Origin of the sequence: Citrobacter sp. Cpo109 (assembly GCF_030332565.1) — a bacterium.
GTDB classification, from domain to species: domain Bacteria; phylum Pseudomonadota; class Gammaproteobacteria; order Enterobacterales; family Enterobacteriaceae; genus Citrobacter; species Citrobacter portucalensis.
On the sequence record NZ_JAOWHQ010000045.1, the window covers coordinates 139029 to 165299 of the forward strand.

22 protein-coding genes and 1 tRNA gene are annotated in these 26271 nt (G+C 53.2%); 11 read left to right on the forward strand and 12 right to left on the reverse strand.

The window, feature by feature from the left end; all coding sequences use genetic code 11:
- Positions 1-29: 29 nt before the first annotated feature.
- From OGY71_RS05130 to ebgR, 3 genes are all read right to left on the reverse strand, one after another.
- Complete coding sequence (locus OGY71_RS05130) at positions 30-479, reverse strand: beta-galactosidase subunit beta (RefSeq protein WP_003828536.1); 450 nt, start codon at positions 477-479, stop codon at positions 30-32.
- On the reverse strand, positions 476-3568 hold the full coding sequence (gene ebgA / locus OGY71_RS05135) for a beta-galactosidase subunit alpha (protein WP_267440825.1): 3093 nt from the start codon (positions 3566-3568) through the stop codon (positions 476-478). The genes OGY71_RS05130 and ebgA overlap by 4 nt, the downstream gene beginning before the upstream one ends.
- Positions 3569-3775: 207 nt before the next feature.
- Positions 3776-4759: a transcriptional regulator EbgR gene (gene ebgR, locus OGY71_RS05140; RefSeq protein ID WP_032945068.1), complete on the reverse strand. Its 984-nt coding sequence runs from the start codon at positions 4757-4759 to the stop codon at positions 3776-3778.
- 209 nt (positions 4760-4968) lie between these two features.
- Between ebgR and OGY71_RS05145 the strand changes: the two genes are divergently transcribed.
- Entirely contained in the window at positions 4969-5301 is a 333-nt protein-coding gene (locus OGY71_RS05145; RefSeq protein WP_003828529.1) for a tRNA-binding protein, read from the forward strand.
- 77 nt (positions 5302-5378) lie between these two features.
- On the opposite strand, the gene ygjG is transcribed toward OGY71_RS05145, so the two are convergent.
- Positions 5379-6758, reverse strand: a complete 1380-nt coding sequence (ygjG, locus tag OGY71_RS05150; protein WP_057067552.1) for a putrescine aminotransferase — start codon at positions 6756-6758, stop codon at positions 5379-5381.
- A 430-nt stretch (positions 6759-7188) separates the two neighbouring features.
- Between ygjG and OGY71_RS05155 the strand changes: the two genes are divergently transcribed.
- Positions 7189-8709: a methyl-accepting chemotaxis protein gene (locus OGY71_RS05155; RefSeq protein WP_003828526.1), complete on the forward strand. Its 1521-nt coding sequence runs from the start codon at positions 7189-7191 to the stop codon at positions 8707-8709.
- Positions 8710-8762: 53 nt separating this feature from the next.
- Here the strand turns inward: OGY71_RS05155 and OGY71_RS05160 are convergent, their stop codons facing one another.
- The gene (locus OGY71_RS05160; RefSeq protein WP_164084789.1) at positions 8763-9434 is read right to left on the reverse strand and encodes a PadR family transcriptional regulator; all 672 of its coding nucleotides are present in this window, start codon (positions 9432-9434) and stop codon (positions 8763-8765) included.
- A gap of 235 nt (positions 9435-9669) precedes the next feature.
- Here OGY71_RS05160 and OGY71_RS05165 point away from each other — a divergent pair, with 235 nt between their 5' ends.
- Positions 9670-10443 (forward strand): siderophore-interacting protein, encoded by a 774-nt coding sequence (locus OGY71_RS05165; protein ID WP_003828523.1) that lies wholly within the window; start codon positions 9670-9672, stop codon positions 10441-10443.
- Here the strand turns inward: OGY71_RS05165 and OGY71_RS05170 are convergent, their stop codons facing one another.
- Positions 10444-11292, reverse strand: a complete 849-nt coding sequence (locus tag OGY71_RS05170) for a helix-turn-helix domain-containing protein (protein ID WP_003828520.1) — start codon at positions 11290-11292, stop codon at positions 10444-10446.
- 67 nt (positions 11293-11359) lie between these two features.
- Between OGY71_RS05170 and cfa the strand changes: the two genes are divergently transcribed.
- Positions 11360-12514 carry a cyclopropane fatty acyl phospholipid synthase gene (gene cfa, locus OGY71_RS05175; protein WP_032934180.1) on the forward strand — a complete coding sequence of 385 codons (1155 nt, stop codon included), beginning with the start codon at positions 11360-11362 and terminating at the stop codon, positions 12512-12514.
- Positions 12515-12711: 197 nt separating this feature from the next.
- On the opposite strand, the gene OGY71_RS05180 is transcribed toward cfa, so the two are convergent.
- A complete protein-coding gene (locus OGY71_RS05180) occupies positions 12712-14370 on the reverse strand; it encodes a glycerone kinase (protein ID WP_286612935.1) in 1659 nt (552 codons plus the stop codon).
- Between the two features lie 561 nt (positions 14371-14931).
- Here OGY71_RS05180 and OGY71_RS05185 point away from each other — a divergent pair.
- On the forward strand, positions 14932-16029 hold the full coding sequence (locus OGY71_RS05185) for a glycerol dehydrogenase (protein ID WP_003024745.1): 1098 nt from the start codon (positions 14932-14934) through the stop codon (positions 16027-16029).
- A gap of 91 nt (positions 16030-16120) precedes the next feature.
- Positions 16121-18046, forward strand: a complete 1926-nt coding sequence (dhaR, locus tag OGY71_RS05190; RefSeq protein ID WP_003828512.1) for a dihydroxyacetone kinase operon transcriptional regulator DhaR — start codon at positions 16121-16123, stop codon at positions 18044-18046.
- On the opposite strand, the gene OGY71_RS05195 is transcribed toward dhaR, so the two are convergent.
- Genes OGY71_RS05195 through OGY71_RS05210 form a run of 4 tightly spaced genes read right to left on the reverse strand, consistent with a single transcriptional unit; the run spans position 18024 to position 20539 of the window.
- Positions 18024-18554 (reverse strand): cob(I)yrinic acid a,c-diamide adenosyltransferase, encoded by a 531-nt coding sequence (locus tag OGY71_RS05195; RefSeq protein ID WP_003828509.1) that lies wholly within the window; start codon positions 18552-18554, stop codon positions 18024-18026. The genes dhaR and OGY71_RS05195 overlap by 23 nt on opposite strands.
- Positions 18555-18908 carry a glycerol dehydratase reactivase beta/small subunit family protein gene (locus OGY71_RS05200; protein WP_003828507.1) on the reverse strand — a complete coding sequence of 118 codons (354 nt, stop codon included), beginning with the start codon at positions 18906-18908 and terminating at the stop codon, positions 18555-18557.
- A gap of 16 nt (positions 18909-18924) precedes the next feature.
- Entirely contained in the window at positions 18925-20088 is a 1164-nt protein-coding gene (gene dhaT / locus OGY71_RS05205) for a 1,3-propanediol dehydrogenase (protein ID WP_003024734.1), read from the reverse strand.
- Positions 20089-20110: 22 nt separating this feature from the next.
- A complete protein-coding gene (locus OGY71_RS05210; protein WP_003828504.1) occupies positions 20111-20539 on the reverse strand; it encodes a GlcG/HbpS family heme-binding protein in 429 nt (142 codons plus the stop codon).
- Between the two features lie 392 nt (positions 20540-20931).
- Between OGY71_RS05210 and OGY71_RS05215 the strand changes: the two genes are divergently transcribed.
- The 5 genes from OGY71_RS05215 (at position 20932) to OGY71_RS05235 (ending at position 25884) form a co-directional block, all read left to right on the forward strand.
- Positions 20932-22599: a propanediol/glycerol family dehydratase large subunit gene (locus tag OGY71_RS05215; protein WP_003828502.1), complete on the forward strand. Its 1668-nt coding sequence runs from the start codon at positions 20932-20934 to the stop codon at positions 22597-22599.
- Between the two features lie 11 nt (positions 22600-22610).
- The gene (locus tag OGY71_RS05220) at positions 22611-23195 is read left to right on the forward strand and encodes a propanediol/glycerol family dehydratase medium subunit (protein WP_003828500.1); all 585 of its coding nucleotides are present in this window, start codon (positions 22611-22613) and stop codon (positions 23193-23195) included.
- A 2-nt stretch (positions 23196-23197) separates the two neighbouring features.
- Positions 23198-23626 (forward strand): diol dehydratase small subunit, encoded by a 429-nt coding sequence (locus OGY71_RS05225; RefSeq protein WP_063941803.1) that lies wholly within the window; start codon positions 23198-23200, stop codon positions 23624-23626.
- Positions 23627-23636: 10 nt separating this feature from the next.
- The gene (locus tag OGY71_RS05230) at positions 23637-25451 is read left to right on the forward strand and encodes a diol dehydratase reactivase subunit alpha (RefSeq protein ID WP_003828496.1); all 1815 of its coding nucleotides are present in this window, start codon (positions 23637-23639) and stop codon (positions 25449-25451) included.
- A gap of 109 nt (positions 25452-25560) precedes the next feature.
- Positions 25561-25884, forward strand: coding sequence for a DUF1889 family protein (locus tag OGY71_RS05235; protein ID WP_001573898.1), 324 nt, complete (start codon positions 25561-25563; stop codon positions 25882-25884).
- Between the two features lie 270 nt (positions 25885-26154).
- Here OGY71_RS05235 and OGY71_RS05240 read toward each other — a convergent pair.
- A tRNA-Ile gene (locus OGY71_RS05240) sits at positions 26155-26230 on the reverse strand.
- Positions 26231-26271: the final 41 nt, after the last annotated feature.

Consider the following 26271-nt stretch of genomic DNA (forward strand, 5'->3'; position numbering starts at 1 on the left):
GCGGCGCAACGTCGGCGCCGCCTGTGTTTTTATTTATTATGAAAATAACCATCTTCGATGGTGACTTTGAGTACGACTTTTTTCACTGCGTTATTACAAATAAAACGATAGGCTTCATGATTGTCACAAATAACCATTTGTCCTTCGTGCACTTCGACGGTTTTTCCACAACCTTTCAGATATTCGCGATCGGTTTCATCGCGATAATATTCAACCACCTGGAGATCCTCTTTGGCGGCATACTCTATTTTTTGCTGCCCTTGCAGGTAGTAATGGATCTCAAAATAACGACGATGACCGGTAAACAGCGCATCGGTCGCGGAGTCTGTCTCCACGCGGTAGCTCAGGGAATCACCGATAGAGTGGGCGACGCCTGGCTGAATATTGTCAATATTTTCAATAGCCTCGACGCAGCGTTGCCATTTCCGACCTGAAGCATAGCGTTGCTGGAACTGCTCTAAGTTGTCGATGATCCTCATTTTGTATTCTCGCTGTGCATATTCGTGGAAAAGAACCCGGTGCCAAAGGCGCGGTTGGCGGTGGTTTGAGCGCCAGATTCGCTGCCGGAAACCGGCAACAACGTGAAGCCGTAGCTGAATGACGTAAACCAGACGCGCCAGGAATCGAGTACTTCACTTCCCCACGAGTTGGAACCTAAGCCCAGCAACTGGTGGTCCAGATTCAGGGTGATGTCATCGCTACGTTGCAGCGCGTTGCAGTGCTGTGCGGCAAAGATATTTTCCTGCGTATAGCGCCAGGCGCTCAGGTTGACAGGGCGCTGCGGGACCACCAGCAGGCCGTTGCCGTGGCGGTTGGTTAGCGTTGCCCAGCGCACGTCCTGACGATTGCCGTTGTTTTGCGGGAACGGATAATTTTCGAACATCTCATCCACGCTGCTGCGCCAGATGTCGATGATGTTGGCCTGCTGGCTATCGGCATAGTTTTCACCGGGGCCACGTCCGTAATACGCCACCTGGCCCAAATCACCGTTGATGCCCATCGTGAAACCGATGCACGGAATAATGTCCCGGTACTCGCCGTAAGGCTGGCCAGAAAGTTCCACATTCAGCTGACCGTCCGCGGCAATGCGCCAGCGATAAGTGCAGCGCATACCGAAATCGAATACCGGCGGGGCGATAATGGTCTGGCTGGTTATCAGCAGCGCATCATCGGTTTGCTCAAGGGTAAACTCGCGCAGATGCTCCTGCATAATCTGTAAATGATTCGGCTGCCAGAGGCCTTCGAACTCTTGTTTGTGGTTATCAATGGTCGGTTTGAAGAAATTAATCTTCGGCTCGCGGGTAATCAGCTCTTCGCCATTGACGTTCCAGGCGATCGGTTTACCTGTCAGCTTTGAGAAGGTCAGATGGAAGTTATAACCGCGAACGGTGCAGCTCTGGCGGCTGTCTTCCAGCGTCAGAGGGTTGGCGTTTTGCAGGCTAAACGTTACGGCAGCCGCCGTTCTGGCCTTCAGCGGGAACTGATAAGTCGCGATGTGATGCCCGGCTTCGCTGTATGACGTTCGGGAATCTTTCGTCACGGTGACGTTAAGGAACGCTTCGCGCGCATCCAGCTCCGGCAGTGCGCATTGCAGCAGCGCGTCGCTGTTGGGAGGAACGTCGCGCAGTTTTATCTGCTGAACAGAGAGCGTATCTCCTTCGGCGCGAACCTCAATATGCAAGGTGTAGTCGTCAAGCGTGGTGAACCAGAGTTTGTTTTCTACCCGTAGCTCGCCGCGGGCCAGATCCTGTGCGCGCACTTTCACCGGCGCAATTACCTGCTTGTACTCTTTCAGTCCCGGTCCTGGGGTTTGATCGGAATAAATCAGGCCATCAAGGCAGAAGTTGTAGTTGTTCGGATAGTCGCCGTAGTCGCCGCCATATTTGTACCAGACGTTGCCGTCGTCATCTTTAGCCTGAATCCCGTGATCGCACCACTCCCATACATAGTGCCCCTGGATGCAATCATGCTGATAGAAGACGTTCTGATATTCCGTTAGCCCGCCGGGACCGTTGCCCATGGCGTGCGCATACTCGCAGATGATGCGCGGCTTAGGATGCGGATATTCACCAAACTCATTCATCAGCGGCACGCGGGTGTACATGGTGGAGATGATATCCACCACTTCGGCGTCACGATCTTCTTCGTAATGGATCAGACGCGTGTCATCCAGCGCTTTCGCAGCGTGATACATGGCGCGGATGTTACAGCCGTATCCGGATTCGTTACCGAGCGACCAGATGATGATCGAAGGGTGGTTTTTCTGCGCATGGACGTGGCGCACGATGCGCTCAACGTAGACATTTTCCCATAGCGGATCGTCGGTGATCCGACTGATATCGCCGATATTGGCGAAGCCGTGAGATTCAACGTCTGTTTCGGCCATCACGAACAGGCCGTAGATATCGCACAATTCATAGAAGCGCGGATCGTTCGGGTAATGGGCGGTGCGTACGGAGTTGATGTTGTGCTGCTTCATTAACAGCAGATCTTTTTCAACGCGATCCATACCGACAGCACGGCCCTTAAGATGATCGTTATCGTGGCGGTTAACGCCATGCAGCATCACGTAGCGGTTATTGATGTAAAACAGACCGTCGCGAACTTTAATATCGCGGAATCCAACGCGCTGTGGCACGACCTCAAGGATGTTGCCGCTGGCATCTTTCAGCGTCATCACCAGGTGGTAGAGATACGGCGATTCCGCCGACCACTGCTGCGGCGCGCTAACCTTGAAATGAAAAGCGGTCTGCGTTTGTTTATCCACCTTCAGAGTGTTAATCACACCGCTATGCAGCGCCTTCTCACCGTCAAACAAGGTGTATTCGAGCGACGCTATCGCTGGCGTGGAGGCCAGGTTTTCCAGCGCAATGTCGCAGGAGAGGGTGGCGTCGCGATAGTCATCATCGAACTCGGTGCGAACGGTAAAATCCTGAATGTGGGTCGCCTGTTTGCCGACCAGATAGACGTCGCGGAAAATTCCCGCCGACCACCACATATCCTGGTCTTCAACGTAGGTGGAATCAGCCCATTGCATTACGCGAACGCACAGCAGGTTATCACCGGTCTTCACCACCGCGCTGATATCAAATTCGGCCGTCAGGCGGCTGCCTTTGCTGAAGCCAACGTATTGACCATTCACGTAAACTTCGAAGTAGGTTTCTACGCCATCAAACTTAATCAGTGTCTGTTTGCCCTGCCAGCCTTCGCTGAGGGTGAAAATACGCTGATAGGCCCCGGTGGGGTTATTGGTCGGAACGTAGGGGACATCAATCGGGAAAGGAAAACCTTCGTCGGTATACTGCAGCTTGCCGTGTCCTTCCATCTGCCACATGCCGGGGACGGTGATGCTGCCCCAGTCACTCATAAACTGCGACGTAAAGGCTTCCGGCACCTGCAGCGGATGCTCAAAGAACTGAAAATTCCACTGACCGCTTAGCAGCTGAAAGAGGCTGCTGGTTTCGCGGGCAAACGAGCGAGCCTGCGCAACGGAGTCGTAAGAGAAAAAATATGCGCGTGGCGCCAGTCGATTTTCGTGGGTGAGCTGAATGTTTTCCCAGCGATTCATAAGGCCTCCCGGTGGAGAAAAATCGGAACCATTCATTGTAATGGTGGGTAAGTGTAATTGATGGTGATTTTAGTAAAACTTTTACTAAAATATAGCAAGTGAAGTGATTTACTTTAACTGGATCACGAAAATAATTCGGACGCGGAAAAGAATGCATGACAATGCGCGCCCGGCATCAGAAGAAACCGGGCGGGTTAACGGGGGATTTCAGCGGGTGGTGCCGCGCAGTTTCAGCTTGCTGGGAACAAAAACCAGCAGGGGGAGCGCACGCCCGTCACGGGCTTTTTCGAACAGCAGGTTGACGCCCTGACTGCCCATCATTTCCGAATGGATGCGAACGGTGGAAAGCGGAGGAAAGGTGAAACGCGCCGTTGGGATATCATTAACGCTAATCAGCGAAATATCCTGCGGAATATTCAGACCGCGCTCGTGGATGGCGCGCAGAACGCCAATGGCAATCGAGTCTGAAGCCACAAACAGGGCGCTGGGATAGTCGGGTTTCGCCAGCATTTCTTTAGCCAGTTCATAGCCTGATGAACTGGAGAAACCGCCGCGATAGATGTCCTGTTCAGAAACGACCTGCTGCAGACGACCGTATTCGACAAACGCGGCTTCGCGGATATCGGCCTTGCCTGGCTGGTCTTCGCCACCGATGAAGCCAATGCGGGTGACGCCCTGGGCAATGAAGAAGTCGATGCTCTCTTTGCTGATGCGGGCCAGATCGATATCGACGGCGTCATATTCGCTGCCGGATTCATGGAAATCGATAAAGCAGATATTGTCGGTAAGTGCTGTTGCCGCCTCGCGCAGAGCGGGAGAAGGCTTGCCGACAATAAGAATGCCGGTAATGTGTTTGCTCTCCGGCAGACCACTGTGCTCATAGCAGTTGGTCAGTTCGATCCCGAGTTTCTCACACTGGGTTTCAATCCCATGGCGGATCGCGAGGTAGTAAGGATCGTTGATTTCCAAATCTTGCTGATAGCTGTAGAGCGCCAGAATATGCTGGGGGCCGAGCGCGCTGGTCTGGTTCTTTCGGGCGCTGCTGGTTTTGTACTCCAGCTTTTCCGCGATCTCCAGAATGCGATGCTTAGTCTCTTCTTTTACATTCAGCGTGGGGTCATCGTTTAAAACCCGGGACACTGTCGCCAGGGACACGCCAGCTTCGATTGCGATGTCTTTAAGTGTTGCCATGTTTGCCTTTTCCCTGAGTTACCTGCGCATTGTAAATGAAGTGCTTATCTATTCATCTGTTTTCAGTAAAAAAAGCATGATTAATTGACATGCTCGGGGTAAAACTGGGCTTTCAGAGTGTGATGAGTACATCATTTTCCCGCTTTTGAGAACAATGCTCGGAAAATATTTTGCTAATATTTAGTAAAACTTTACCAAAGGAGAAAATAATGGATACCGTCGCATTTGCTGATTTTGCCCGAATGGAAATACGTGTTGGAAAAATCGCACAGGTAAAGCGCCATGACAATGCCGATAAGCTGTATATCGTACAGGTAGATGTGGGAGAGCGTACGCTGCAAACCGTAACCAGCCTGGTGCCTTACTACAGAGAAGAGGAGCTGATGGGCAAAACGGTGGTGGTGCTGTGTAATCTGCAAAAGGCCAAAATGCGCGGTGAGACATCAGAGTGCATGCTGCTGTGCGCGGAAACCGACGATGGCAGTGAAAGCGTACTGTTGACGCCAGAACGCCTTATGCCTGCTGGTGTGCGGATTGTTTAAGTCAGGCTAATTGCCGGATGGCGGCTACGCCTTATCCGGCCTACAAAAGATAGTCTTTTATAGGCCGGGTAAGGTTGTTACATTTGCTCCACGCTCACCCGTAATGCTGCCAGGGCTTTGCGCGTCGATCGCAATACCAGATCGCATTGCTCGATCGTTAACGTCAACGGCGGTTCGATGCGGATCGTCTTTGCATTGTTAAGCGTGCCGGCAACCAGCACCCGCTGGCGGAACATCTCACTGGCAAAGTTGTAGCCGATTTCATTATCGACAAACTCAATCGCCATCAGCATGCCCTTACCGCGTACATCATGCACCAGGTCCGGGTATTCCCGCGCAAGCTGGCGGAAACCATCCAGCAACATATCGCCTTTCTGCTCCGCCTGAGCCGGTAAATTTTGCTCCAGCAGGACGTTAATGGTGGCCAGCGCAGCTGCACAAGCGAGCGGGTTGCCGCCAAAGGTGGTGGTATGCAGGAAAGGATTGTCGAACAGGACGGAGAACACCTCTTCGGTGGCAATGGTCGCGCCAATGGGCATCACACCGCCGCCCAACGCTTTGGCCAGACACATAATGTCGGGCTGCACGTTTTCGTGTTCGCAGGCGAACATTTTGCCGGTACGCCCCATGCCGGTTTGCACTTCGTCAAGGATCATCAGCGCGCCAAACTCATCGCAAAGTTTACGAACGGCGGTCAAATAGCCTTGTGGAGGCAAGATCACCCCGCCTTCACCCTGGATGGGTTCGAGGATCACGGCTGCGACATCGTCACCGGTCTTTTTACACTCGCTGAGCATGGTGCGCATCGCGTTAATATCGCCAAACGGCACATGACGGAAGCCCGGCAGCAGCGGCATAAAGGGTTTACGGAAGGTGGATTTAGCTGTGGCGGACAGCGCGCCCAGTGATTTACCGTGGAATGCGCCGCTGGTGGCAATAAACGTAAATTTACCGCGCGGCGATTGATACGCTTTCGCCAGCTTCAGGGCGGCTTCAACCGACTCGGTCCCGCTGTTACAGAAAAAACTGTATTTCAGTTTACCGGGCGCCAGTGCGGCGAGAGTTTTTGCCAGCATGGCCCGCAGAGGGTCAAGTAACTCCTGGCTGTGCAGAGGTTGTTTCGCGAGTTGATTCTGTACGGCGGAAACCACGACTGGATTACGGTGCCCCACGTTGAAAATTCCAAAACCACCCAGGCAATCGACGAACTCTTGCCCCTGGGTGTCGACAAGCGTATTCAGGCTTCCCGCTTGCCACTCTACGGCTCCGTAATCCCCGCCTGCAGTTACAGATTTTCGATACTCTAAGAACCCCGGATTGACATGCTCCTTGAAGTACTCAATCACCTCTTTGTTCAATGATTTCATTTCCTCATGATCAAGCGTGCGCTTTTCGATGAGATTCAGTGCGTGTGCGCTGCAGGCCAGGGCCGATGCGCTGGAAGGTAACCTGTTCAAAATATGCTCCCGGAGCTCGCGTATCACATGATACTGATTTAAGTATTGCAGGGATTGCGCCATTCCGGCGCGCTTAGCAAAAATCGGGATAAACACCAGGAAATATCTCATTTGCGCAACATTTAATGCCGTGATTTAACATTTGCTGGCATTTTGCCCAAGTAAGGAGCCTGAAAACAGGTCGAATAAACGTAAATTTGCGCTAAAAATGGGCAAGATTTGCACTGTGACGGTGCGCTGGTAGAAGTGACGTTGAATAGTTACTAGATGAAAGTATTTTAAATCAATGGATTAGAATGCGTACAGATTTTGAGGTTTAATCGCAAATTGCGATCTAAATCAAATTTAACAACTAAAGATAAAAAAATTATCGCCGAAATAACATAAGCCGAAAGAGTTAACAACCAGATAACCTGCACAGGACGCAATCATGTCTTCTCATCCCTACGTTAGTCAGCAAAATACACCGCTGGATGATGATATCACCCTCATGTCTACCACCGATTTACAAAGCTATATCACCCATGCGAACGATACATTTGTCCAGGTCAGTGGCTATCAGCTGAATGAATTGCTCGATAAGCCGCACAATCAGGTTCGTCATCCGGACATGCCAAAAGCGGCGTTTGCGGATATGTGGTACACCCTGAAGCAGGGCGAGCCATGGAGCGGGATTGTGAAAAACCGGCGTAAGAATGGCGATCACTACTGGGTGAGGGCCAATGCGGTGCCGATGGTGCGGGAAGGACGCGTGACCGGGTATATGTCGATTCGTACCCGGGCAACTGACGAGGAAATTGCGGCAGTAGAGCCTTTATATAAAGCGCTGAACGAAGGGCGTTGCAACCGGCGTATTCATAAAGGGCTGGTGGTACGCAAAGGCTGGCTGGGTAAACTGCCGGCGATGCCGATTCGCTGGCGGGTACGCAGCGTGATGGCATTCATGTTTGTCCTGCTAGCGGCCACATTGCAGCAGATGGGCGCCGAATGGCCGTTACTGCTGATGAGCGCGTTGGTGATGGTGCTGGGAACGGCTATTTTCGAATGGCAAATTGTGCGTCCTATTGAGAATGTCACCCGTCAGGCTCTGAAAGTGGCGACCGGTGAGCGGAACAGCGTGTCGCATCTTAACCGTAGTGATGAACTGGGCCTGATGCTACGAGCAGTGGGCCAACTAGGATTAATGTGTCGCTGGCTCATTCACGACGTCTCCAGCCAGGTGAGTTGCGTGCGCAGCGACAGCGAAACGCTGGCGAAAGGCAGCGACGATTTAAACAAGCATACGCAGCAGACTGTCGAGAACGTGCAGGAAACGGTGACCACCATGAATCAGATGGCGGCATCGGTGAAACAAAACTCAGAGACCGCCGCCGCGGCCGATAAGCTCTCTATTGCCGCCAGCAGCGCGGCAACGCACGGCGGTGAGGCAATGGATACCGTCATCAAAACCATGGACGATATCGCCAACAGCACCCAGCGGATCGGCACTATTACGACGCTGATTAACGATATTGCCTTCCAGACTAACATTCTGGCTTTGAACGCCGCTGTTGAAGCCGCGCGGGCGGGCGAGCAGGGGAAAGGGTTCGCCGTGGTGGCGGGAGAAGTGCGTCATCTTGCTAGCCGCAGCGCCAGTGCGGCCAATGATATCCGCAAGCTGATTGATGCCAGCGCTGACAAGGTGCAGTCCGGATCTGACCAGGTTCACGCCGCAGGGCGCACGATGGACGATATTGTGGAGCAGGTGCAAAACGTCACTCAGCTGATCGCCCAAATCAGCCACTCCACGCTGGAACAATCGGATGGTCTTTCCAGCCTGACCCGCGCGGTGAATGAGCTGAGTAACATTACGCAGAAAAACGCCGAACTGGTTGAAGAGAGTGCGCAGATTTCCGCGATGGTGAAACATCGCGCTGGTCGTCTGGAAGATGCGGTTACGGTGCTGCATTAATACTAAAAATACAGGCGGAACGTCGGGCATACGGGTTCCGCCTGCTGTGCAGATTAATCCAGCTGAGTAATATCCAGCGCAGCGCGATCGATAATACCGATGATTTTTTTGATCTGCGCATCGCTGGTATCACCATGATTGACGCGTAGATCCAGCACGGCTTTGAAGTTTTCCAGCGCGCGTTTCATCTGTGGATTTTTGCGTAATTCAAAACCCACGCAGCGGGCTTTAATCCGTTCGTGGATATGTTCCAGATGCTCACGGTTTTCATCCAGCCACTGCTGGCCCTGGGTCGTGATCGCAATCTGTTTACGCCCACCTTCCTCGTCGCTGACGGTGATCAGTGCCTGATCCTGCAAGAAATCCAGTGTTGGATAGATAACGCCCGGGCTTGGGGTGTAATTACCCTGGGTCAGGGTTTCAATCGCTTTAATCAGCTCATAGCCGTGGCTGGCGTCGCGGGTCAAGATATCCAGAATCACCAGGCGTAATTCGCCGTGGCCGAAGAACCGCTGACGACGACCGCCACCGCGACGATGCCCGCAGCCGTGCTCGTGGTGATGATCTTTGTTACAGCCTTCTTCATGGCGATGTTCTTCACCTTTGCAGCAACCTGCATGGTGCTCGTTGTGGCGGCCTTCATGGTGATGTCCTTCACCCTTGCAGCAGCCTTCGTGTTGGTGTTCTGTGTGCTTACAGCAACCTTCATGATGGTTTTGCATCATCGTCTCCTGATGTTATTTAGATATATCTAATTTATATCTAAAAATTATCAGCTTGCAAGTCTATAAATTAATTTTTGTTTAATATGATGATTATTAAGTGTTTTTATGTGAATGTGATAGCGGGGTATTCATAACTCAACTATATCAAAAAGTGCTTGCAATATTTTTGATTAGCAATCATTATCATTTGAAAATGAGTTTAGATATATCTGATTATTTTCACGAAGGCGAAAAAATGACAACAAACACCTCACGCTACCCGCAGCGCGTTCGCAATGAACTTCGCTTTCGGGAACTTACCGTCCTGCGCGTAGAACGCATTAGCGCGGGCTTTCAGCGCATTGTACTGGGCGGTGACGCTCTGGACGGTTTTAGCTCACGCGGCTTTGACGACCATACCAAGGTCTTTTTCCCTGAACCGGGCAGCCACTTTGTACCGCCTGTCGTCACCGATGAAGGCATTGTCTGGGCTGACGGCGTACGCCCGTTATCCCGTGACTACACGCCGTTGTATGACGAAGCGCGCCATGAGCTGGCGCTGGATTTTTATATTCATGACGGTGGCGTGGCAAGTACATGGGCGATGAATGCCCGCGAGGGTGACAAGCTTACGATCGGCGGGCCGCGCGGTTCTTTGGTGGTACCAGAGGACTATGCGTATCAGGTTTACGTGTGTGATGAGTCGGGAATGCCCGCGTTGCGCCGACGCCTGGAGTCGCTCTGCCGTTTGGCGGTACGTCCGCACGTTACGGCGCTGGTTAGCGTGCAGGATGCGGCGTACCAGGACTATTTTGCCCATCTCGACGGATTTACTCTTCAGTGGTTTATCGGCCATGACGAGCAGGCGGTGAATGAACACTTATCGCGGCTAAGCGTGCCCGCAGACGATTATTTCATCTGGATCACCGGCGAAGGCAAGGTGGTCAAAAACCTGAGTGCTCGTTTTGAAACCGAGGCGTTCGATCAGCAACGGGTTCGCGCAGCGGCTTACTGGCATCAACGCCGTTAATCAGTAATTAGAGGGCGGAACGCCAAACGCCTGGCGGAATGCGTAGCTAAATGCCGCGGTGCTTGAATACCCAACGTCGAGTGCCACGGCGGTTACGCTTTTATTTTTCTTCAGCATTAATACCGATTCAAGTATTCGCATTTTTTGCTTCCAGACGCTGAAAGGCAATCCGGTTTCTTTTTTGAAATGGCGTGAAAAGGTACGGGCAGACATACCCAGATGCTGCGCCCAGTATTCAACAGAATGCTCCAGTGCGGGGGATTCTTGTATTGTTCGGCAGACTTTGGTTAATTCGCGATCCTGCGGCCAGGGTAATACAAAAGCGACTTCCGGGAGTTGCAGAATAATATCGACCAGCACACTAACCAGCTTGCCCTCTTTTGACTGACTATCATAATGGCCTGAAATTGAATTCGTGGCGTAATGAATAAACTCTCTGGCGAAATCACTGATAGCCACTACTTTGCATTCATTGATGCTCTCTTCAAGAAAGCCCGGTTTAATATCCAGATTTTCTAAATACACATCATCTAATGCCCAAACCGCATGCTCCGTATTATTTGGGATCCAAATGCCATAATGCGCCGGGATTATCCAGCACTTACCGGCAACATCAATGCGCATGCTGCCTTTGCGGGCGAAATGAAACTGCATAAAAGAGTGTGAATGCTGCGGTACATGGTGGTTGGCTTCCAGGACATATGAGCGAAAGAATACGTCCTGCGGCAGTTCGGTCATGGAGTTATCCGGGAAGGAGTTCCACTGTTTTTGCGCGAGAGTTTCCATAAATGAATCGTCAATGCTCCCGATGGTGTGTCCGCTGCTCGATAGATCTTGTCCGCGGATCATAATACATACACTCTTTTTTCCATAATAATCTTGCGTAATAATTTTTAGCCCACTTTTGGTAAATACCATGAACTCGCTTTGTTCAGATGCTGTCATCGTCAATGAAACAAATGATAACTGGACCCGAATGGGAAAAGAGCTGCTTTCGCAAGCGGATATCAGAATTAATGGCTCGCGCGCCTGGGACATTCAACTTCATCATACCGGTTTCTTTAAACGGGTATTGCAACAAGGCTCGTTAGGGCTTGGCGAAAGCTATATGGAAGGCTGGTGGGACTGCGAACGGCTCGATATTCTGTTCTGTAAAATCCTGAGAGCAAAACTCGACCAGCAGATGCCAGGTAATCTGAAAGATATTTTACGCATTGCCAGCGCGCGCCTGTTTAATTTGCAGTCACGTAGTCGTGCATGGATCGTCGGTAAAGAACATTATGATATTGGTAACGATCTCTTTGCACTGATGCTTGATCCGCATATGCAATATTCCTGCGGTTACTGGAAAGACGCGACCACATTAGACGATGCGCAAAATGCCAAATTAAAAATGATCTGCGAGAAGCTGCAGCTTAAACCGGGTATGCGTTTACTCGATATCGGTTGTGGCTGGGGCGGGCTGGCGGAATATGCGGCGCGTCATTATGGCGTGGCGGTAGAAGGCGTTACCATTTCCAAAGAGCAGCAGAAAATGGCGCAGCAGCGCTGTGAAGGGCTGGACGTTAACATTCTGCTGCAGGATTATCGCGATCTTGATAAACACTACGATCGCATTGTGTCCGTGGGGATGTTTGAACACGTCGGGCCGAAAAACTACGACACCTATTTCAGCATCGCCGACCGTTGTTTAAAACCGGACGGACTGTTCCTGCTGCATACCATTGGTAGCAATAAAAAAGGGATGAGCGTCGATCCGTGGATCAATAAATACATTTTCCCGAACGGCTGCTTACCGGCAATTTCCCATATTGCCGAGGCCAGCGAATCACGGTTTGTGATGGAGGACTGGCATAACTTCGGCAGCGATTATGATAAAACGCTGATGGCCTGGCATGAGCGCTTTAATCAGGCCTGGCCGGAGCTGTCATCACGTTATTCCGCCACCTTCAGAAGAATGTTTAATTATTATTTATGTGCCTGCGCAGGGGCTTTCCGCGCCAGAGATATTGAGCTTTGGCAGGTGCTGTTTAGCCGCGGCGTAGAGGGCGGGATCCGCGTTTATCGTTAACGTTCTGCCGGATGGCGGCGTTGCCTTATCCGGCCTACAAAGGTTTGCACTCGTAGGCCTGATAAGCGAAGCGCATCAGGCGGCGCAAAAGCCTTATCAGGCCTACAAAGGTTTGTACTCGTAGGCCTGATAAGCGCAGCGCATCAGGCGTATTTTCGCCGGATGGCGGCGCAAGTGCCTTATCAGGCACTTATGGCTTAGTTCAATTCACTCTCTGCCAGCGCTTTAAATACCATCGCGACGGCGTGCGCGCCGGGGTCCATATTTCCGAGCAGGCTTTCGCTGCTGAGATACGATGCGCGACCCGCATTGGCTTTACTCGACAAACAGGTTCGTTCGGCTCCCGCTTGCGCGGCGTCGAATGCGGCCTGCAAATTTTTCGGTTGTGCGAGCAGCGAAGTCAGGGCCGGTTGCAGCGCATCAATCATGGTGCGATCGCCTTCGTCTGCGCCGCCGTAAAACTTCATCTGCGCCAGTCCCGTATTCAGGGCTTCGGCAACGTTAGCTCCCTGTTCCAGTTTCTGCCCTGCGGCAGTAAAGAAAATAGACATCAGCACACCGCTGGAACCGCCCATCACCACGGTCAGACGTTCGCCAATCAGCGCGAACAGCGTGGCAAGGTTATCCAGCGGCAACTGCTGACGATGCAGCAGGCTGGCAATTTCCCGCGCGCCTGCGGCAAAGGTTGAACCGGTATCGCCATCGCCGACTTTGGCATCCAGCGCATTAAGATGGGTCTCCAGATCGGAAAGGGTTGTGGTGACAAGCTCCACAATCCCGGCCACCAGGGTGTTCGCCGAAGGCTGGAATTCCACGCGTGCGCTACGCTGAGATGACGATACACAGCTGATTTCACGCGGTGGGACCGGCGTCGGCCAGTTACTGGTTTCCACCTCGGTGAGCAGCGCTTTTTCGATGCTCTCTTCCAGCACGATGGCCGTCAGTGAAAAGCCTTTCATATCCAGCGCGGTAACCAGCGAGGCCGGGCCAATCAGCCAGTCGATACGCGGATGCAGCGGGCTGCTGGCCAGTTCGCGGGTAATGATGGCCATTTCGGCAACAGAAACGCCGCCAAGATTGTTAATCATCACCGCCAGACGGCCGGTTTCAGGCAGGGCAGCCAGCAGTTTATCCACCATCAGGCTCACCACCTGCGCACTGTTCTGGGTGTCGATAACCGAGGCGCCTGGTTCGCCGTGAATGCCCATACCCAGCTCCGCGTGGCCCGGATGATGACGCGGGGCGGCGTCGGTTTCTTGCGGCAGATGACAGCTGGAAAGCGCAACGCCCAGACTGAAGGTGTTATTGGCCGCGTATTGCGCTTCACGCAAGACGGTGGCGAGGTTGTAGCCGCGTTCGGCAAAATAGCCCGCGATTTTATGCACCAGGATGGTTCCCGCAATGCCGCGCGGGTGTTTGTTATCCGGCAGGGAGATGTCATCGCCGACAATCAGCATTTCGACGTTGTAACCAAGGCGACGGGCTTTCTCGGCGGCAAGACCGAAATTAAGACGGTCACCGGTGTAATTTTTCACGATCAACAAACAGCCCGCCTCACCGGTTACCGCCTGAATGGCGGTCAGTACCGCATCTACGCTCGGGGAAGCGAACACGTCGCCACAGACTGCGGCGGTTAGCATGCCTTTACCGATAAACCCAACGTGCGCGGGTTCGTGCCCTGAACCGCCGCCGGAAATGACCGCCACGTTATTTTTGTTGAGGTCACGACGGACCACGATGCGAATGGCTGGATCGCTTTCCAGACGCGCCAGGTTATTCCACGGGCTGGCGATAATCGTACCGTCGATGACGTCGCTTACGAGATGGGTGCGTTGATTAAAAAAGAATTGAGACATAACGGCTCCTTGAGGTTGAGTGTAAGACAAACCCCCGGAAGTATGGTCATGGTGCGGAGGCGATAGAGAGATTCTGGCGAAGTCAGCGTGGAAAAAAACAACGTTAAAATGAGTTTCATTACGGAACGTTGTTATTGTTTTTTGTTCCGAAATGAAACCGAAAAGAACGGGGAACGACCACAATGCGAGCTCGCTCGACTTTTTCCTCTCGCGATGAATGCAGGTCACACGGTACTGTCAGCTTTTTTTTACCGGTATTTTGGCAAGTGAGTGGGTATAAGAGAAAGTGAGATTCGTCTGTGCCGGAGATTTGATGGCAAATGAAAGGATCGGGATCGCAAACCTTATATTTTTTATGGTTAAGCGTTCCAATATGAAACATGTGTCGTTTTTATCTGTTTCATATCAGAACAAAAAGACGAAAGATTTTTTTGTGCACGCCTCGCCATACAGTTATTGCATCGCTCCGGTACCTCCCGTTTTCGCCGTCAGCATCAGGCCAAACAGGTTAACGCCAGGGCTCACCATGTAAAAACATGTACTTATTTGAGGATGAAAGGAATGCTAAAAGTTATTCAATCTCCAGCCAAATATCTCCAGGGTCCTGACGCTTCCACCTTGTTTGGTCAATACGCTAAAAATCTGGCGGACAGCTTTTTCGTGATTGCGGATGACTTCGTGATGAAGTTGGCGGGAGAGAAAGTACTCAACGGCCTGCACAGCCACGACATTAGCTGCCATGCGGAACGCTTTAACGGTGAATGTAGCCATGTTGAAATTAATCGCCTGATTGCCATTCTGAAACAGCACGGTTGCCGCGGCGTGGTTGGGATTGGTGGTGGGAAAACGCTGGATACCGCCAAAGCGATTGGCTACTACCAGAAGTTGCCAGTGGTGGTGATCCCGACTATCGCGTCTACCGATGCGCCAACCAGCGCGCTGTCCGTTATCTATACCGAAGCCGGTGAGTTTGAAGAGTATCTTATCTACCCGAAAAACCCGGATATGGTGGTGATGGACACTGCAATCATTGCCAAAGCGCCGGTACGTCTGCTGGTGGCCGGGATGGGCGATGCGCTCTCGACCTGGTTTGAAGCGAAAGCCTGTTATGACGCCAGAGCGACCAGCATGGCGGGCGGACAGTCCACCGTGGCGGCGCTGAGCCTGGCGCGCTTGTGCTATGATACCCTGCTGGCGGAAGGCGAGAAGGCACGTTTTGCCGCGCAGGCCGGCGTGGTGACCGATGCGCTGGAGCGTATTGTCGAAGCTAACACTTACCTCAGCGGCATCGGTTTTGAAAGCAGCGGTCTGGCAGGGGCGCATGCGATCCACAACGGCTTTACGATTCTGGAAGAGTGCCACCATTTGTACCACGGTGAAAAAGTCGCCTTTGGTACGCTGGCGCAACTGGTGCTGCAAAACAGCCCGATGGAAGAGATCGAAACCGTGCTGAATTTCTGTCAGAAAGTAGGCCTGCCGGTAACGTTAGCGGAAATGGGTGTGAAAGAAGACGTTGACGGCAAGATCATGGCGGTGGCGAAAGCGACCTGTGCAGAAGGTGAAACCATCCACAATATGCCGTTCCCGGTAACGCCTGAAAGCGTACATGCCGCTATTCTGACGGCAGACCTGCTGGGACAGCAGTGGCTGGCGCGTTAATCAGTCGTCGGTAGGTTTTTATCCGGCATCTTTTCCCCCTCTGACAGTCTCTGCCGGAGGGGTTGTCTATGGTTAAACAGCGGAAAGGGATATGACGGCGCACACGCATAGCATCGGGAAGGAAGTCTCTTCAGTCATTGCCCAGTCATGGCATCGTTGCAGCAAGTTTATGCAGCGGGAAACCTGGCAGGCGCCGCATCAGGCACAGGGGCTGACCTTTGAGTCGATTTGTCGTCGCAAGACGGCGCTGCTGACGATTGCTCAGGCTGCGCTGGAAGATGCCTGGGAGTTTATGGACGGCCGACCGTGCGCGCTGCTGATTCTGGATGAATCAGCCTGTATTCTCAGCCGTTGCGGTGATCCGCAGACGGTGGAACAGCTGGCGGAGCTTGGGTTTCGCGACGGCAGCTACTGTGCGGAAAGCATCATTGGCAGTTGTGCCCTGTCACTGGCGACGATGCCGGGACAGCCGACAAAAACCTCTGGCGATCAGCATTTTAAACAGGCGCTGCATCCGTGGTCGTTCTGCTCGACGCCGGTCTTCGATAACCATGGTCGACTGTTCGGCTCCATCTCGCTGTGTTGTCTGGTAGAGCATGAGTGCGTTTCTGATTTATCCCTGACGCTGGCGATTGCCAGAGAAGTCGGCAACTCTTTGCTGACCGACAGCCTGCTGGCTGAATCCAACCGCCATCTGAACCAGATGTACGGGCTGCTGGAGAGTATGGATGATGGTGTGATGGCCTGGAACGAACAGGGCGTATTGCAGTTCCTCAATGCGCGTGCGGCGCTGCTTTTGCATCTCGATGCGCAGGCCAGTCAGGGGAAAAACATTCACGATCTGCTCAATCTCCCCATGCTGCTGCGCCGGGCGATCAAACATGCCCGCGGCCTGAATCACGTCGAAGTTACCTTTGAAAGCCAACATCAGTTTGTTGATGCCGTCATCACCCTGAAACCGATTGTTGAGGAGCAGGGCAACAGCTTTATCCTGCTGCTGCATCCGGTAGAGCAAATGCGCCAGCTGATGACCAGCCAGCTCGGCAAGGTGAGTCATACCTTTGAGCAGATGTCGACTGACGATCCGGAAACCCGCCGCTTGATCCACTTTGGACGCCAGGCCGCGAGGGGGAGTTTTCCGATCCTACTGTGCGGGGAAGAGGGCGTTGGTAAGGAGCTGCTGAGTCAGGCCATTCACAATGAAAGCGAGCGCGCCAGCGGGCCGTATATCGCCGTGAACTGTCAGCTGTATGCCAACAGCGTGCTGGGGCAGGATTTTATGGGCAGTGCGCCCACCGACGATGAAAATGGCCGGTTGAGCCGTCTTGAACTGGCGAACGGCGGCACGCTGTTTCTGGAAAAAATTGAATATCTGGCGCCGGAGCTGCAATCCGCGCTGTTACAGGTGATCAAGCAGGGGGTATTAACCCGCCTGGATGCCCGTCGGCTGATTCCGGTGGATGTCAAAGTGATCGCCACCACCACGGTTGATCTCGCCAATCTGGTGGAGCAAAACCGCTTTAGCCGTCAGCTGTATTACGCTCTGCACTCTTTTGAGATAGTGATCCCCCCGCTGCGGGCGCGGCGTAACAGTATTCCCTCGCTGATTTATACGCGGCTGAATAGCCTGAAAAAACGTTTTTCATCCAGTCTGAAGATCGACGACGATGCGCTGGCGCAGCTGGTGGCCTATTCGTGGCCGGGCAATGACTTTGAGCTGAACAGCATTATCGAAAACATCGCCATCAGCAGTGATAACGGCCATATTCGGCTGAGCAATCTACCGGATTATCTGTTTGCCGAACGTCCTGGTCTGGAGACGGCGTCTTCACTGCTGCCAGCCAGTCTGACCTTTACCGCTATCGAAAAAGAGGCGATTATCCATGCTGCTCGCGTCACCAGCGGACGCGTACAGGAGATGTCGCAACTGCTGAACATTGGTCGCACTACCTTGTGGCGCAAGATGAAGCAGTACGACATTGATGCCAGCCAGTTTAAGCGCAAGCATCTGGACTAGTTTCTTCAATTCTCGCCATCGAGAACAGCGCGTCTGACAGTCGGTTGATATAGCGTCTGGGTTCATCGCGTAACGTCAGCGTTCTGCTCATCGCGATAAGGACCCGCTCCAGTCGGCGCGCCAGGGTTCGCGCGACGTGTAGCTGTGCCGATGGCAGATTTTTCCCCGGAATAACAAACTCTTTGAGCGGGCCGCTTTGCGCCATATTGCGGTCAATAAGCTGCTCCAGCGCCTGAATATCCTCATCGCCAATACGCTGTTGTAAGCGAGCGAGTCCTTTCTCATCGCTGGCGAGTTCCGCACCCAGCACAAACAGCATCTTTTGCATGTCGTGCAGATCCTGGCGTAGTTCAGCCTGGTGCGTGCTGGCATAGCAGACGCCAAGCTGGGAAATCAGTTCATCCACCGTGCCATAGGCCTCAACGCGGATGTCGTCTTTGTCAATACGGCTGCCGCCAAACAGCGCGGTCGTGCCTTTATCGCCGGTTCGGGTATAGATGCGGTACATTTAATTTATCTCGCTGAAGGGAAGTACTTTAACCAGTTGGCCGGCATTAGCACCGAGGACGCGGAGCTGGGCTGCTCCGGCGCGGATATGCCCACGGATCAGCGCCCGATCTTCGGGCAACTGGGCGTGGGTTAACGCAATATCACCCGTGGCGTTAAGACCCAGACCGACACGTAGCGTTGAGCTTTTGGCCGCAAGTTTGCTCAATGCCAGCGCGCAGTCATGCTCGTCGCAACAGATTGCCCGGCAAGGGACGCCTTGCTCTTCCAGTCCCCAGCACAGCTCATCAAGCACGCGAGTATCCTGCCAGCGTGAGTGATAAAACAGATGTACGCCCGGTGATGAAAGTGACATTGCGCCCCCTGCGTTATCAGAATGCCTGACGGAAGATCTCGGCAATTTCTTTCTCGTTCCCTTTGCGCGGGTTAGAGAAGGCGTTGCCGTCCTTCAGCGCCATTTCCGCCATGTACGGGAAATCGGCTTCTTTGACGCCCAGATCGCGCAAATGCTGCGGAATGCCGATGTCAGCGGAGAGACGGGCAATGGCGTGAATGGCCAGTTCGGCGGCATCCATGGTGGAAAGTCCGTCAGTGTTTTCGCCCATAAATTCTGCGATATCGGCAAATTTCTCCGGGTTAGCGATCAGGTTATAGCGCGCCACGTGCGGGAGCAGTACGGCATTCGCCACGCCGTGTGGCATGTCGTACAGACCGCCAAGCTGATGCGCCATTGCGTGAACGTAGCCGAGGTTGGCGTTGTTGAAAGCCATACCCGCCAGCAGAGAAGCGTAGGCCATGTTCTCGCGAGCTTTCAGGTTGCTGCCCAGCGCTACGGCCTGACGCAAGTTGCGTGCGATCAGGCGAATAGCCTGAATAGCGGCGGCGTCAGTGACCGGGTTGGCATCTTTGGAAATATAAGCTTCCACGGCGTGGGTCAGGGCATCCATCCCGGTTGCGGCGGTCAGCGGGGCGGGTTTGCCGAGCATCAGCAGCGGATCGTTAATGGAGACCGATGGCAGGTTGCGCCAGCTGACAATCACAAACTTCACTTTAGTTTTGGTATTGGTCAGCACGCAGTGGCGGGTGACTTCGCTGGCGGTACCGGCAGTGGTATTCACCGCAACGATAGGCGGCAGCGGGTTGGTCAGGGTTTCAATCCCGGCATAGCTGTAGAGATCACCTTCGTGAGTCGCCGCGATACCGATGCCTTTACCGCAGTCATGCGGGCTACCGCCGCCAACGGTAACGATGATATCGCAATGCTCTTTGCGAAAAACTTCCAGGCCGTCACGCACGTTGGTGTCTTTTGGGTTGGGTTCAACGCCGTCAAAAACCACCACGTCAATGCCCGCTTCACGTAGATGGGCGAGGGTTTTATCTACAGCACCGTCTTTAATGGCCCGCAGACCTTTATCAGTAACCAGCAGCGCTTTTTTACCGCCTAACAGTTTGCAGCGTTCGCCGACAACGGAAATAGCATTGGGGCCAAAGAAGTTCACATTTGGCACAAGGTAATCAAACATACGATAGCTCATAATATACCTTCTTAGATTTAAATTATAATTCAGAGAAACAATTCAGTGCGGTTTCTGCTAATAATCTGTCTTGTTCGACGGTGCCGCCGCTAACGCCAACGGCACCAATTAATTTACCGTTTAATATGACAGGTAAGCCGCCGCCGAAAATAACAATGCGCTGTTGGTTGGTAAGCTGCAAACCATATAGCGAAGCACCCGGTTGTACCGCGTCGGTAATTTCATGGGTGCCCTGGCGCAGGCAGCAGGCGGTATACGCTTTATTAAGAGAGATATCACAGCTGGTGACAAACGCATCGTCCATGCGTTGCATTAGCAGCGTATTCCCGCCGTGATCCACCACGGAAAAGACCACCGGAACGTTGATCTCAAGCGCTTTCGCCTCAACGGCCTGCGCCATTTTTTTTGCAGCCGCCAGCGTAATGGTGGCAATTTGTTGGCTCTTATTCACAATCTCTCCTGAAAATGTTGTAGGGCTGAGGTCACGAAACATATCGCGCAACAGCTATTTTTATCATTGGCTTTACCTTATTTTCTCGCCGTACGTTATTAAGTCAATAGGACGGAAATTTCAGGAATATCAAATTTACCTTCCCGGTTTTGCGTTTATTGATAATGATCATTTAACCTCGTCACAATTAACGATGGATATTCCTGAATTGCGTTTCAATATGGAACGATGTGTTTTTATTAGGTGCCAAATTGGAACGAAATTAATTTTATTTTTTTATTGCTTGGCTCATTTAGAGTTCGGCCATTGCTGATGAAAGGCGAATGTCGGGTGTTGTGTCCCCGGCAATATGGCCCGGCGTCCCTATTTTTTACCTTTTGAGTCAATAAATCATGAGAAGATCAAAACGATTCGAAGTGCTTGCGAAGCGGCCTGTAAATCAGGATGGGCTGATTGGCGAATGGCCTGAAGAGGGGCTGATTGCCATGGAAAGCCCCTACGATCCGGCGTCGTCGGTGAAGGTGGAAAATGGTCGTATTATTGAGCTGGACGGTAAGAGCCGCGCCGAGTTCGACATGATCGACCGTTTCATTGCCGACTATGCGATTAACGTGGCCGAGGCGGAGCGCGCCATGCAGCTCGATGCGCTGGAGATCGCCAGAATGCTGGTGGATATCCACGTCAGTCGGGAAGAGATTATTGCTATTACCACCGCCATTACCCCGGCGAAAGCGGTGGAAGTGATGGCGCAAATGAACGTGGTGGAGATGATGATGGCGCTGCAAAAAATGCGCGCCAGACGCACGCCTTCCAACCAGTGCCACGTAACTAACCTGAAAGATAACCCGGTACAGATTGCCGCCGATGCTGCTGAAGCGGGGATCCGCGGCTTTTCCGAGCAGGAAACGACGGTCGGGATTGCCCGCTACGCGCCGTTTAACGCCCTGGCGCTGCTGGTGGGTTCCCAGTGCGGTCGCCCCGGTGTGCTGACGCAATGTTCCGTTGAAGAGGCCACGGAGCTGGAGCTGGGCATGCGTGGGCTTACCAGCTACGCCGAAACGGTGTCGGTATATGGCACAGAATCGGTGTTTACCGACGGTGATGACACGCCGTGGTCCAAAGCATTTCTCGCCTCGGCTTATGCGTCGCGTGGCCTGAAGATGCGCTACACCTCCGGCACCGGCTCGGAGGCGCTGATGGGCTATTCCGAAAGTAAATCGATGCTTTATCTGGAGTCACGCTGCATTTTTATCACTAAAGGCGCGGGCGTACAGGGGCTGCAAAACGGCGCGGTCAGCTGTATCGGCATGACCGGCGCTGTGCCGTCAGGGATCCGCGCGGTGCTGGCGGAAAACCTGATTGCCTCAATGCTCGACCTTGAAGTGGCCTCCGCCAATGACCAAACCTTTTCCCACTCCGATATTCGCCGTACTGCCCGTACCCTGATGCAGATGCTGCCGGGTACCGACTTTATTTTCTCCGGTTACAGCGCGGTACCCAACTACGACAACATGTTTGCCGGATCGAACTTCGACGCTGAAGATTTCGATGATTACAACATTCTGCAACGCGATCTGATGGTTGACGGCGGTCTGCGGCCGGTCACGGAAGAGGAAACCATCGCCATTCGCAATAAGGCCGCACGCGCCATTCAGGCGGTGTTCCGCGAACTGGGCCTGCCGCTGATTAGCGATGAAGAAGTCGAAGCCGCTACTTATGCTCACGGCAGCAAAGATATGCCTGCGCGTAATGTGGTTGAGGATTTGGCTGCCGTGGAAGAGATGATGAAGCGCAATATCACCGGGCTGGATATCGTCGGCGCGTTGAGTTGCAGCGGCTTCGAAGACATCGCCAGCAATATCCTCAACATGCTGAGACAGCGTGTTACCGGTGATTACCTGCAAACGTCGGCCATTCTGGATCGCCAGTTCGACGTCGTCAGCGCCGTCAACGACATCAATGATTATCAGGGACCTGGTACCGGCTATCGCATCAGTGCCGAACGCTGGGCGGAAATTAAAAATATTGCGGGCGTGGTTCAGCCCGGCTCGATCGAATAAGGCGGTACACAGTGGAATGCACAACTGAACGTAAGCCGGTTTTCACCTTACAGGTGAGCGAAGGCGAGGCGGCTAACGCGGATGAACGCGTGGATGAGGTGGTGATTGGCGTCGGCCCGGCCTTTGCTAAGTATCAGCATAAAACCTTGATTGATATGCCGCACAACGCGATTTTGAAAGAGCTGGTTGCAGGCATCGAAGAAGAGGGGTTACATGCGCGGGTAGTGAGGATCCTGCGCACCTCGGATGTTTCTTTTATGGCATGGGATGCGGCAAATCTCAGCGGCTCAGGCATTGGGATTGGTATCCAGTCGAAAGGAACCACGGTGATTCATCAGCGCGATCTGCTGCCGCTAAGTAACCTGGAACTGTTTTCTCAGGCTCCGCTGCTGACGCTGGAAACCTATCGTCAGATTGGTAAAAACGCCGCGCGATATGCACGTAAAGAGTCGCCTTCTCCGGTGCCAGTGGTCAATGACCAGATGGTGCGCCCTAAATTTATGGCCAAGGCCGCGCTGTTTCATATCAAAGAAACCAAACACGTGGTGCAGGATGCTGCGCCTGTCACGTTGCATATTGCACTGGTAAGGGAATGACCATGAACGACAACAACATGACCGCGCAGGATTACCCATTAGCCACCCGCTGCCCGGAGAAAATCCAGACGCCTACCGGTAAGCCGCTAACCGACATTACCCTTGAGAATGTGCTGGCGGGCCGCGTAGGACCACAGGATGTGCGTATTTCTCAGCAAACGCTGGAGTACCAGGCGCAGATTGCCGAACAGATGCAACGTCATGCCGTGGCGCGCAATTTTCGTCGTGCGGCAGAGCTGATTGCGATCCCGGATGCCCGCATTCTGGAGATCTACAACGCGCTGCGACCGTTTCGTTCTTCGTTCGCCGAGTTGCAGGCCATTGCCGATGAGCTGGAACACACCTGGCATGCCAGGGTGAACGCCGGGTTTGTCCGCGAATCGGCAGAGGTATACCAGCAGAGAAATAAGCTGCGTAAAGGCAGCCAGTGACGGAGGCAGCATGCCGTTAATTGCGGGGATTGATATCGGCAACGCCACCACCGAAGTGGCGTTGGCGCAGGATGGCCGGTTTATCGCCAGCGGGATTGTCGCCACGACCGGGATGAAAGGCACGCGGGATAATATCGCCGGGGTAGTCGCGTCCCTGCAGCAGGCGCTGGATAAAACGCCGTGGTCGCTGCAGGACGTGGCAAAAATCTGCATCAACGAGGCTGCACCAGTGATTGGCGATGTGGCGATGGAAACCATCACTGAAACCATCATTACCGAATCAACGATGATTGGCCATAACCCGCAAACGCCCGGCGGCGCTGGCGTGGGTATGGGAACCACCATCGCTGTGGAGAAGTTGGCAGCGTTGAGCGAGGATCGATTTGCCCAGGGCTGGATACCGTTGGTGGGTGAGGAGATGGATTTCCTTGAGGCGGTTTGGTTTATCAATGAAGCGCTGGATCGCGGTGTCAACGTGGTGGCGGCCATCCTGAAAAAGGATGATGGCGTGCTGGTGAATAATCGCCTGCGTCGGCCAATGCCGGTGGTTGATGAAGTCACTCTGCTGGAGAAGGTACCGGAAGGCGTGCTGGCGGCGGTGGAAGTGGCGGCCCCGGGACAGGTGGTGCGGGTACTGTCGAATCCTTACGGTATCGCGACCTTCTTTGCCCTGACCCCTGAGGAAACGCAAACTATCGTCCCCATCGCCAGAGCGCTGATTGGCAACCGTTCCGCCGTGGTGCTGAAAACCCCGCAGGGCGATGTGCGATCAAGAGTGATCCCGGCGGGTAAGATCTTTATCCGTGGTGAAAAGCGTGGCGGTGAAGCCGACGTAGCGCAAGGCGCGCAGGCTATTATGCAGGCGATGAGCGCCTGCGCGCCCGTGTGTGATATTCGTGGTGAAGCAGGCACGCATGCAGGCGGCATGCTGGAGCGGGTGCGTAAGGTGATGGCCTCGCTGACCGGTCATGACATGAACACGGTGCATATTCAGGATCTGTTGGCGGTCGATACATTTATTCCGCGCAAGGTGCAGGGCGGCATCGCCGGAGAGTGTTCAATGGAGAACGCCGTGGGCATTGCGGCGATGGTGAAAGCCGATCGTTTACAGATGCAGGCCATCGCCAGTGAGCTGAGCGTCCGGTTAAACACTCTGGTTGAGGTGGGTGGCGTGGAGGCCAACATGGCCGTGGCGGGGGCGTTAACTACGCCCGGATGCGCTGCACCGCTGGCGATCCTCGACTTAGGCGCAGGATCTACCGATGCCGCCGTCATCAATAGCGACGGCGTAGTGAAAGCGGTACATCTGGCCGGCGCGGGGAATATGGTCAGCCTGTTGATTCAAACTGAGCTGGGCTTAAGCGATGCATTTCTGGCGGAGGAAATTAAAAAATACCCGCTGGCAAAAGTGGAGAGCCTGTTCAGCATTCGCCATGAGAACGGTGCGGTGGAGTTTTTCCGCGAACCGCTCAGTCCGTCAGTATTCGCCAAAGTGGTGTACTTGAAAGAGGGCGAGCTGATCCCGGTAGATAACCAGACTTCGCTGGAAAAAATCCGTCTTGTGCGCCGACAGGCTAAAGAGAAGGTTTTTGTGACCAACTGCCTGCGCGCGTTACGTCAGGTGTCACCCGGAGGCTCTATTCGCGATATGACGTTTGTGGTGTTGGTAGGCGGTTCTTCGCTGGATTTCGAAATCCCGCAGATGATCACCGATGCGCTGGCGCATTACGGCGTTGTCGCCGGGCAGGGCAATATTCGAGGTACCGAAGGGCCGCGTAATGCGGTGGCAACAGGACTGGTTTTAGCCGGAGAAGCAAAAAAATAGCGCAGAAAACAGCCGCGCAAGCGTTTAGCTGCGGGGTAAGTCAAATAAAGGCGATGTTCTCTTTGATATCCCGGCGGAGTTGGGTACATAGTATAAATGTGTCTCTCACGTGGTTAATTTTAAGGATAAGAGCATGCCAACAGCAATTGAGAAAGCATTGGATTTTATTGGTGGTATGAACACTTCGGCGTCAGTACCACATTCAATGGATGAAAGTACCGCTAAGGGAATCTTAAAGTATTTGCATGACTTAGGTGTGCCAGCGAGTCCGGAAGTTGTGATGGCACGGGGTGAGCAAGAGGGATGGAATCCCGAGTTCACGAAAAAAGTGGCCGGATGGGCAGAGAAAGTCGCCTCCGGTAACCGCATCCTTATCAAGAACCCAGAGTATTTTTCAACCTATATGCAGGAGCAGCTCAAAGAGCTAGTGTGAGCTGACTATCGAATTAAACTCTAACGGACGTTTCCATCTAAGGATGGCGGCGTCCAGATGGGGTTGCCATTAACATGCTGTTTTCTGAACAGGTGTATCGCGTAAATAGCTTTAGTCCCCGCCAGCCATTTTCTTCCGTGTACTCATTCAACATATTGATGCAAGCAAGTATTGATTTTTCCAGAACAAACTCTTTTTTGCTACATACCAATTTCTACGGAATACCCATAAAAAAAGGACCTGCGATTTCTCGCAAGTCCTTGATATATTTGGTGGCCCCTGCTGGACTTGAACCAGCGACCAAGCGATTATGAGTCGCCTGCTCTAACCACTGAGCTAAGGGGCCGTGGCGGTGGATTATAAAGTAACTCCGCGTTGCAATCCAGA

Excerpts from the sequence above, each read along its gene's own strand:
- OGY71_RS05170 (WP_003828520.1), bottom strand. The coding sequence starts at position 11,292 with ATGATCCGCGGACAAGATCTATCGAGCAGCGGACACACCATCGGGAGC.
- OGY71_RS05230 (WP_003828496.1), top strand. The coding sequence starts at position 23,637 with ATGCCGTTAATTGCGGGGATTGATATCGGCAACGCCACCACCGAAGTG.
- dhaT (WP_003024734.1), bottom strand. The coding sequence starts at position 20,088 with ATGAGCTATCGTATGTTTGATTACCTTGTGCCAAATGTGAACTTCTTT.
- ebgR (WP_032945068.1), bottom strand. The coding sequence starts at position 4,759 with ATGGCAACACTTAAAGACATCGCAATCGAAGCTGGCGTGTCCCTGGCG.
- OGY71_RS05180 (WP_286612935.1), bottom strand. The coding sequence starts at position 14,370 with ATGTCTCAATTCTTTTTTAATCAACGCACCCATCTCGTAAGCGACGTC.
- ebgA (WP_267440825.1), bottom strand. The coding sequence starts at position 3,568 with ATGAATCGCTGGGAAAACATTCAGCTCACCCACGAAAATCGACTGGCG.
- OGY71_RS05215 (WP_003828502.1), top strand. The coding sequence starts at position 20,932 with ATGAGAAGATCAAAACGATTCGAAGTGCTTGCGAAGCGGCCTGTAAAT.
- cfa (WP_032934180.1), top strand. The coding sequence starts at position 11,360 with ATGAACTCGCTTTGTTCAGATGCTGTCATCGTCAATGAAACAAATGAT.
- OGY71_RS05130 (WP_003828536.1), bottom strand. The coding sequence starts at position 479 with ATGAGGATCATCGACAACTTAGAGCAGTTCCAGCAACGCTATGCTTCA.
- dhaR (WP_003828512.1), top strand. The coding sequence starts at position 16,121 with ATGACGGCGCACACGCATAGCATCGGGAAGGAAGTCTCTTCAGTCATT.
- OGY71_RS05160 (WP_164084789.1), bottom strand. The coding sequence starts at position 9,434 with ATGATGCAAAACCATCATGAAGGTTGCTGTAAGCACACAGAACACCAA.
- OGY71_RS05155 (WP_003828526.1), top strand. The coding sequence starts at position 7,189 with ATGTCTTCTCATCCCTACGTTAGTCAGCAAAATACACCGCTGGATGAT.
- OGY71_RS05145 (WP_003828529.1), top strand. The coding sequence starts at position 4,969 with ATGGATACCGTCGCATTTGCTGATTTTGCCCGAATGGAAATACGTGTT.
- OGY71_RS05185 (WP_003024745.1), top strand. The coding sequence starts at position 14,932 with ATGCTAAAAGTTATTCAATCTCCAGCCAAATATCTCCAGGGTCCTGAC.
- OGY71_RS05165 (WP_003828523.1), top strand. The coding sequence starts at position 9,670 with ATGACAACAAACACCTCACGCTACCCGCAGCGCGTTCGCAATGAACTT.
- OGY71_RS05200 (WP_003828507.1), bottom strand. The coding sequence starts at position 18,908 with ATGTCACTTTCATCACCGGGCGTACATCTGTTTTATCACTCACGCTGG.
- OGY71_RS05225 (WP_063941803.1), top strand. The coding sequence starts at position 23,198 with ATGAACGACAACAACATGACCGCGCAGGATTACCCATTAGCCACCCGC.
- OGY71_RS05195 (WP_003828509.1), bottom strand. The coding sequence starts at position 18,554 with ATGTACCGCATCTATACCCGAACCGGCGATAAAGGCACGACCGCGCTG.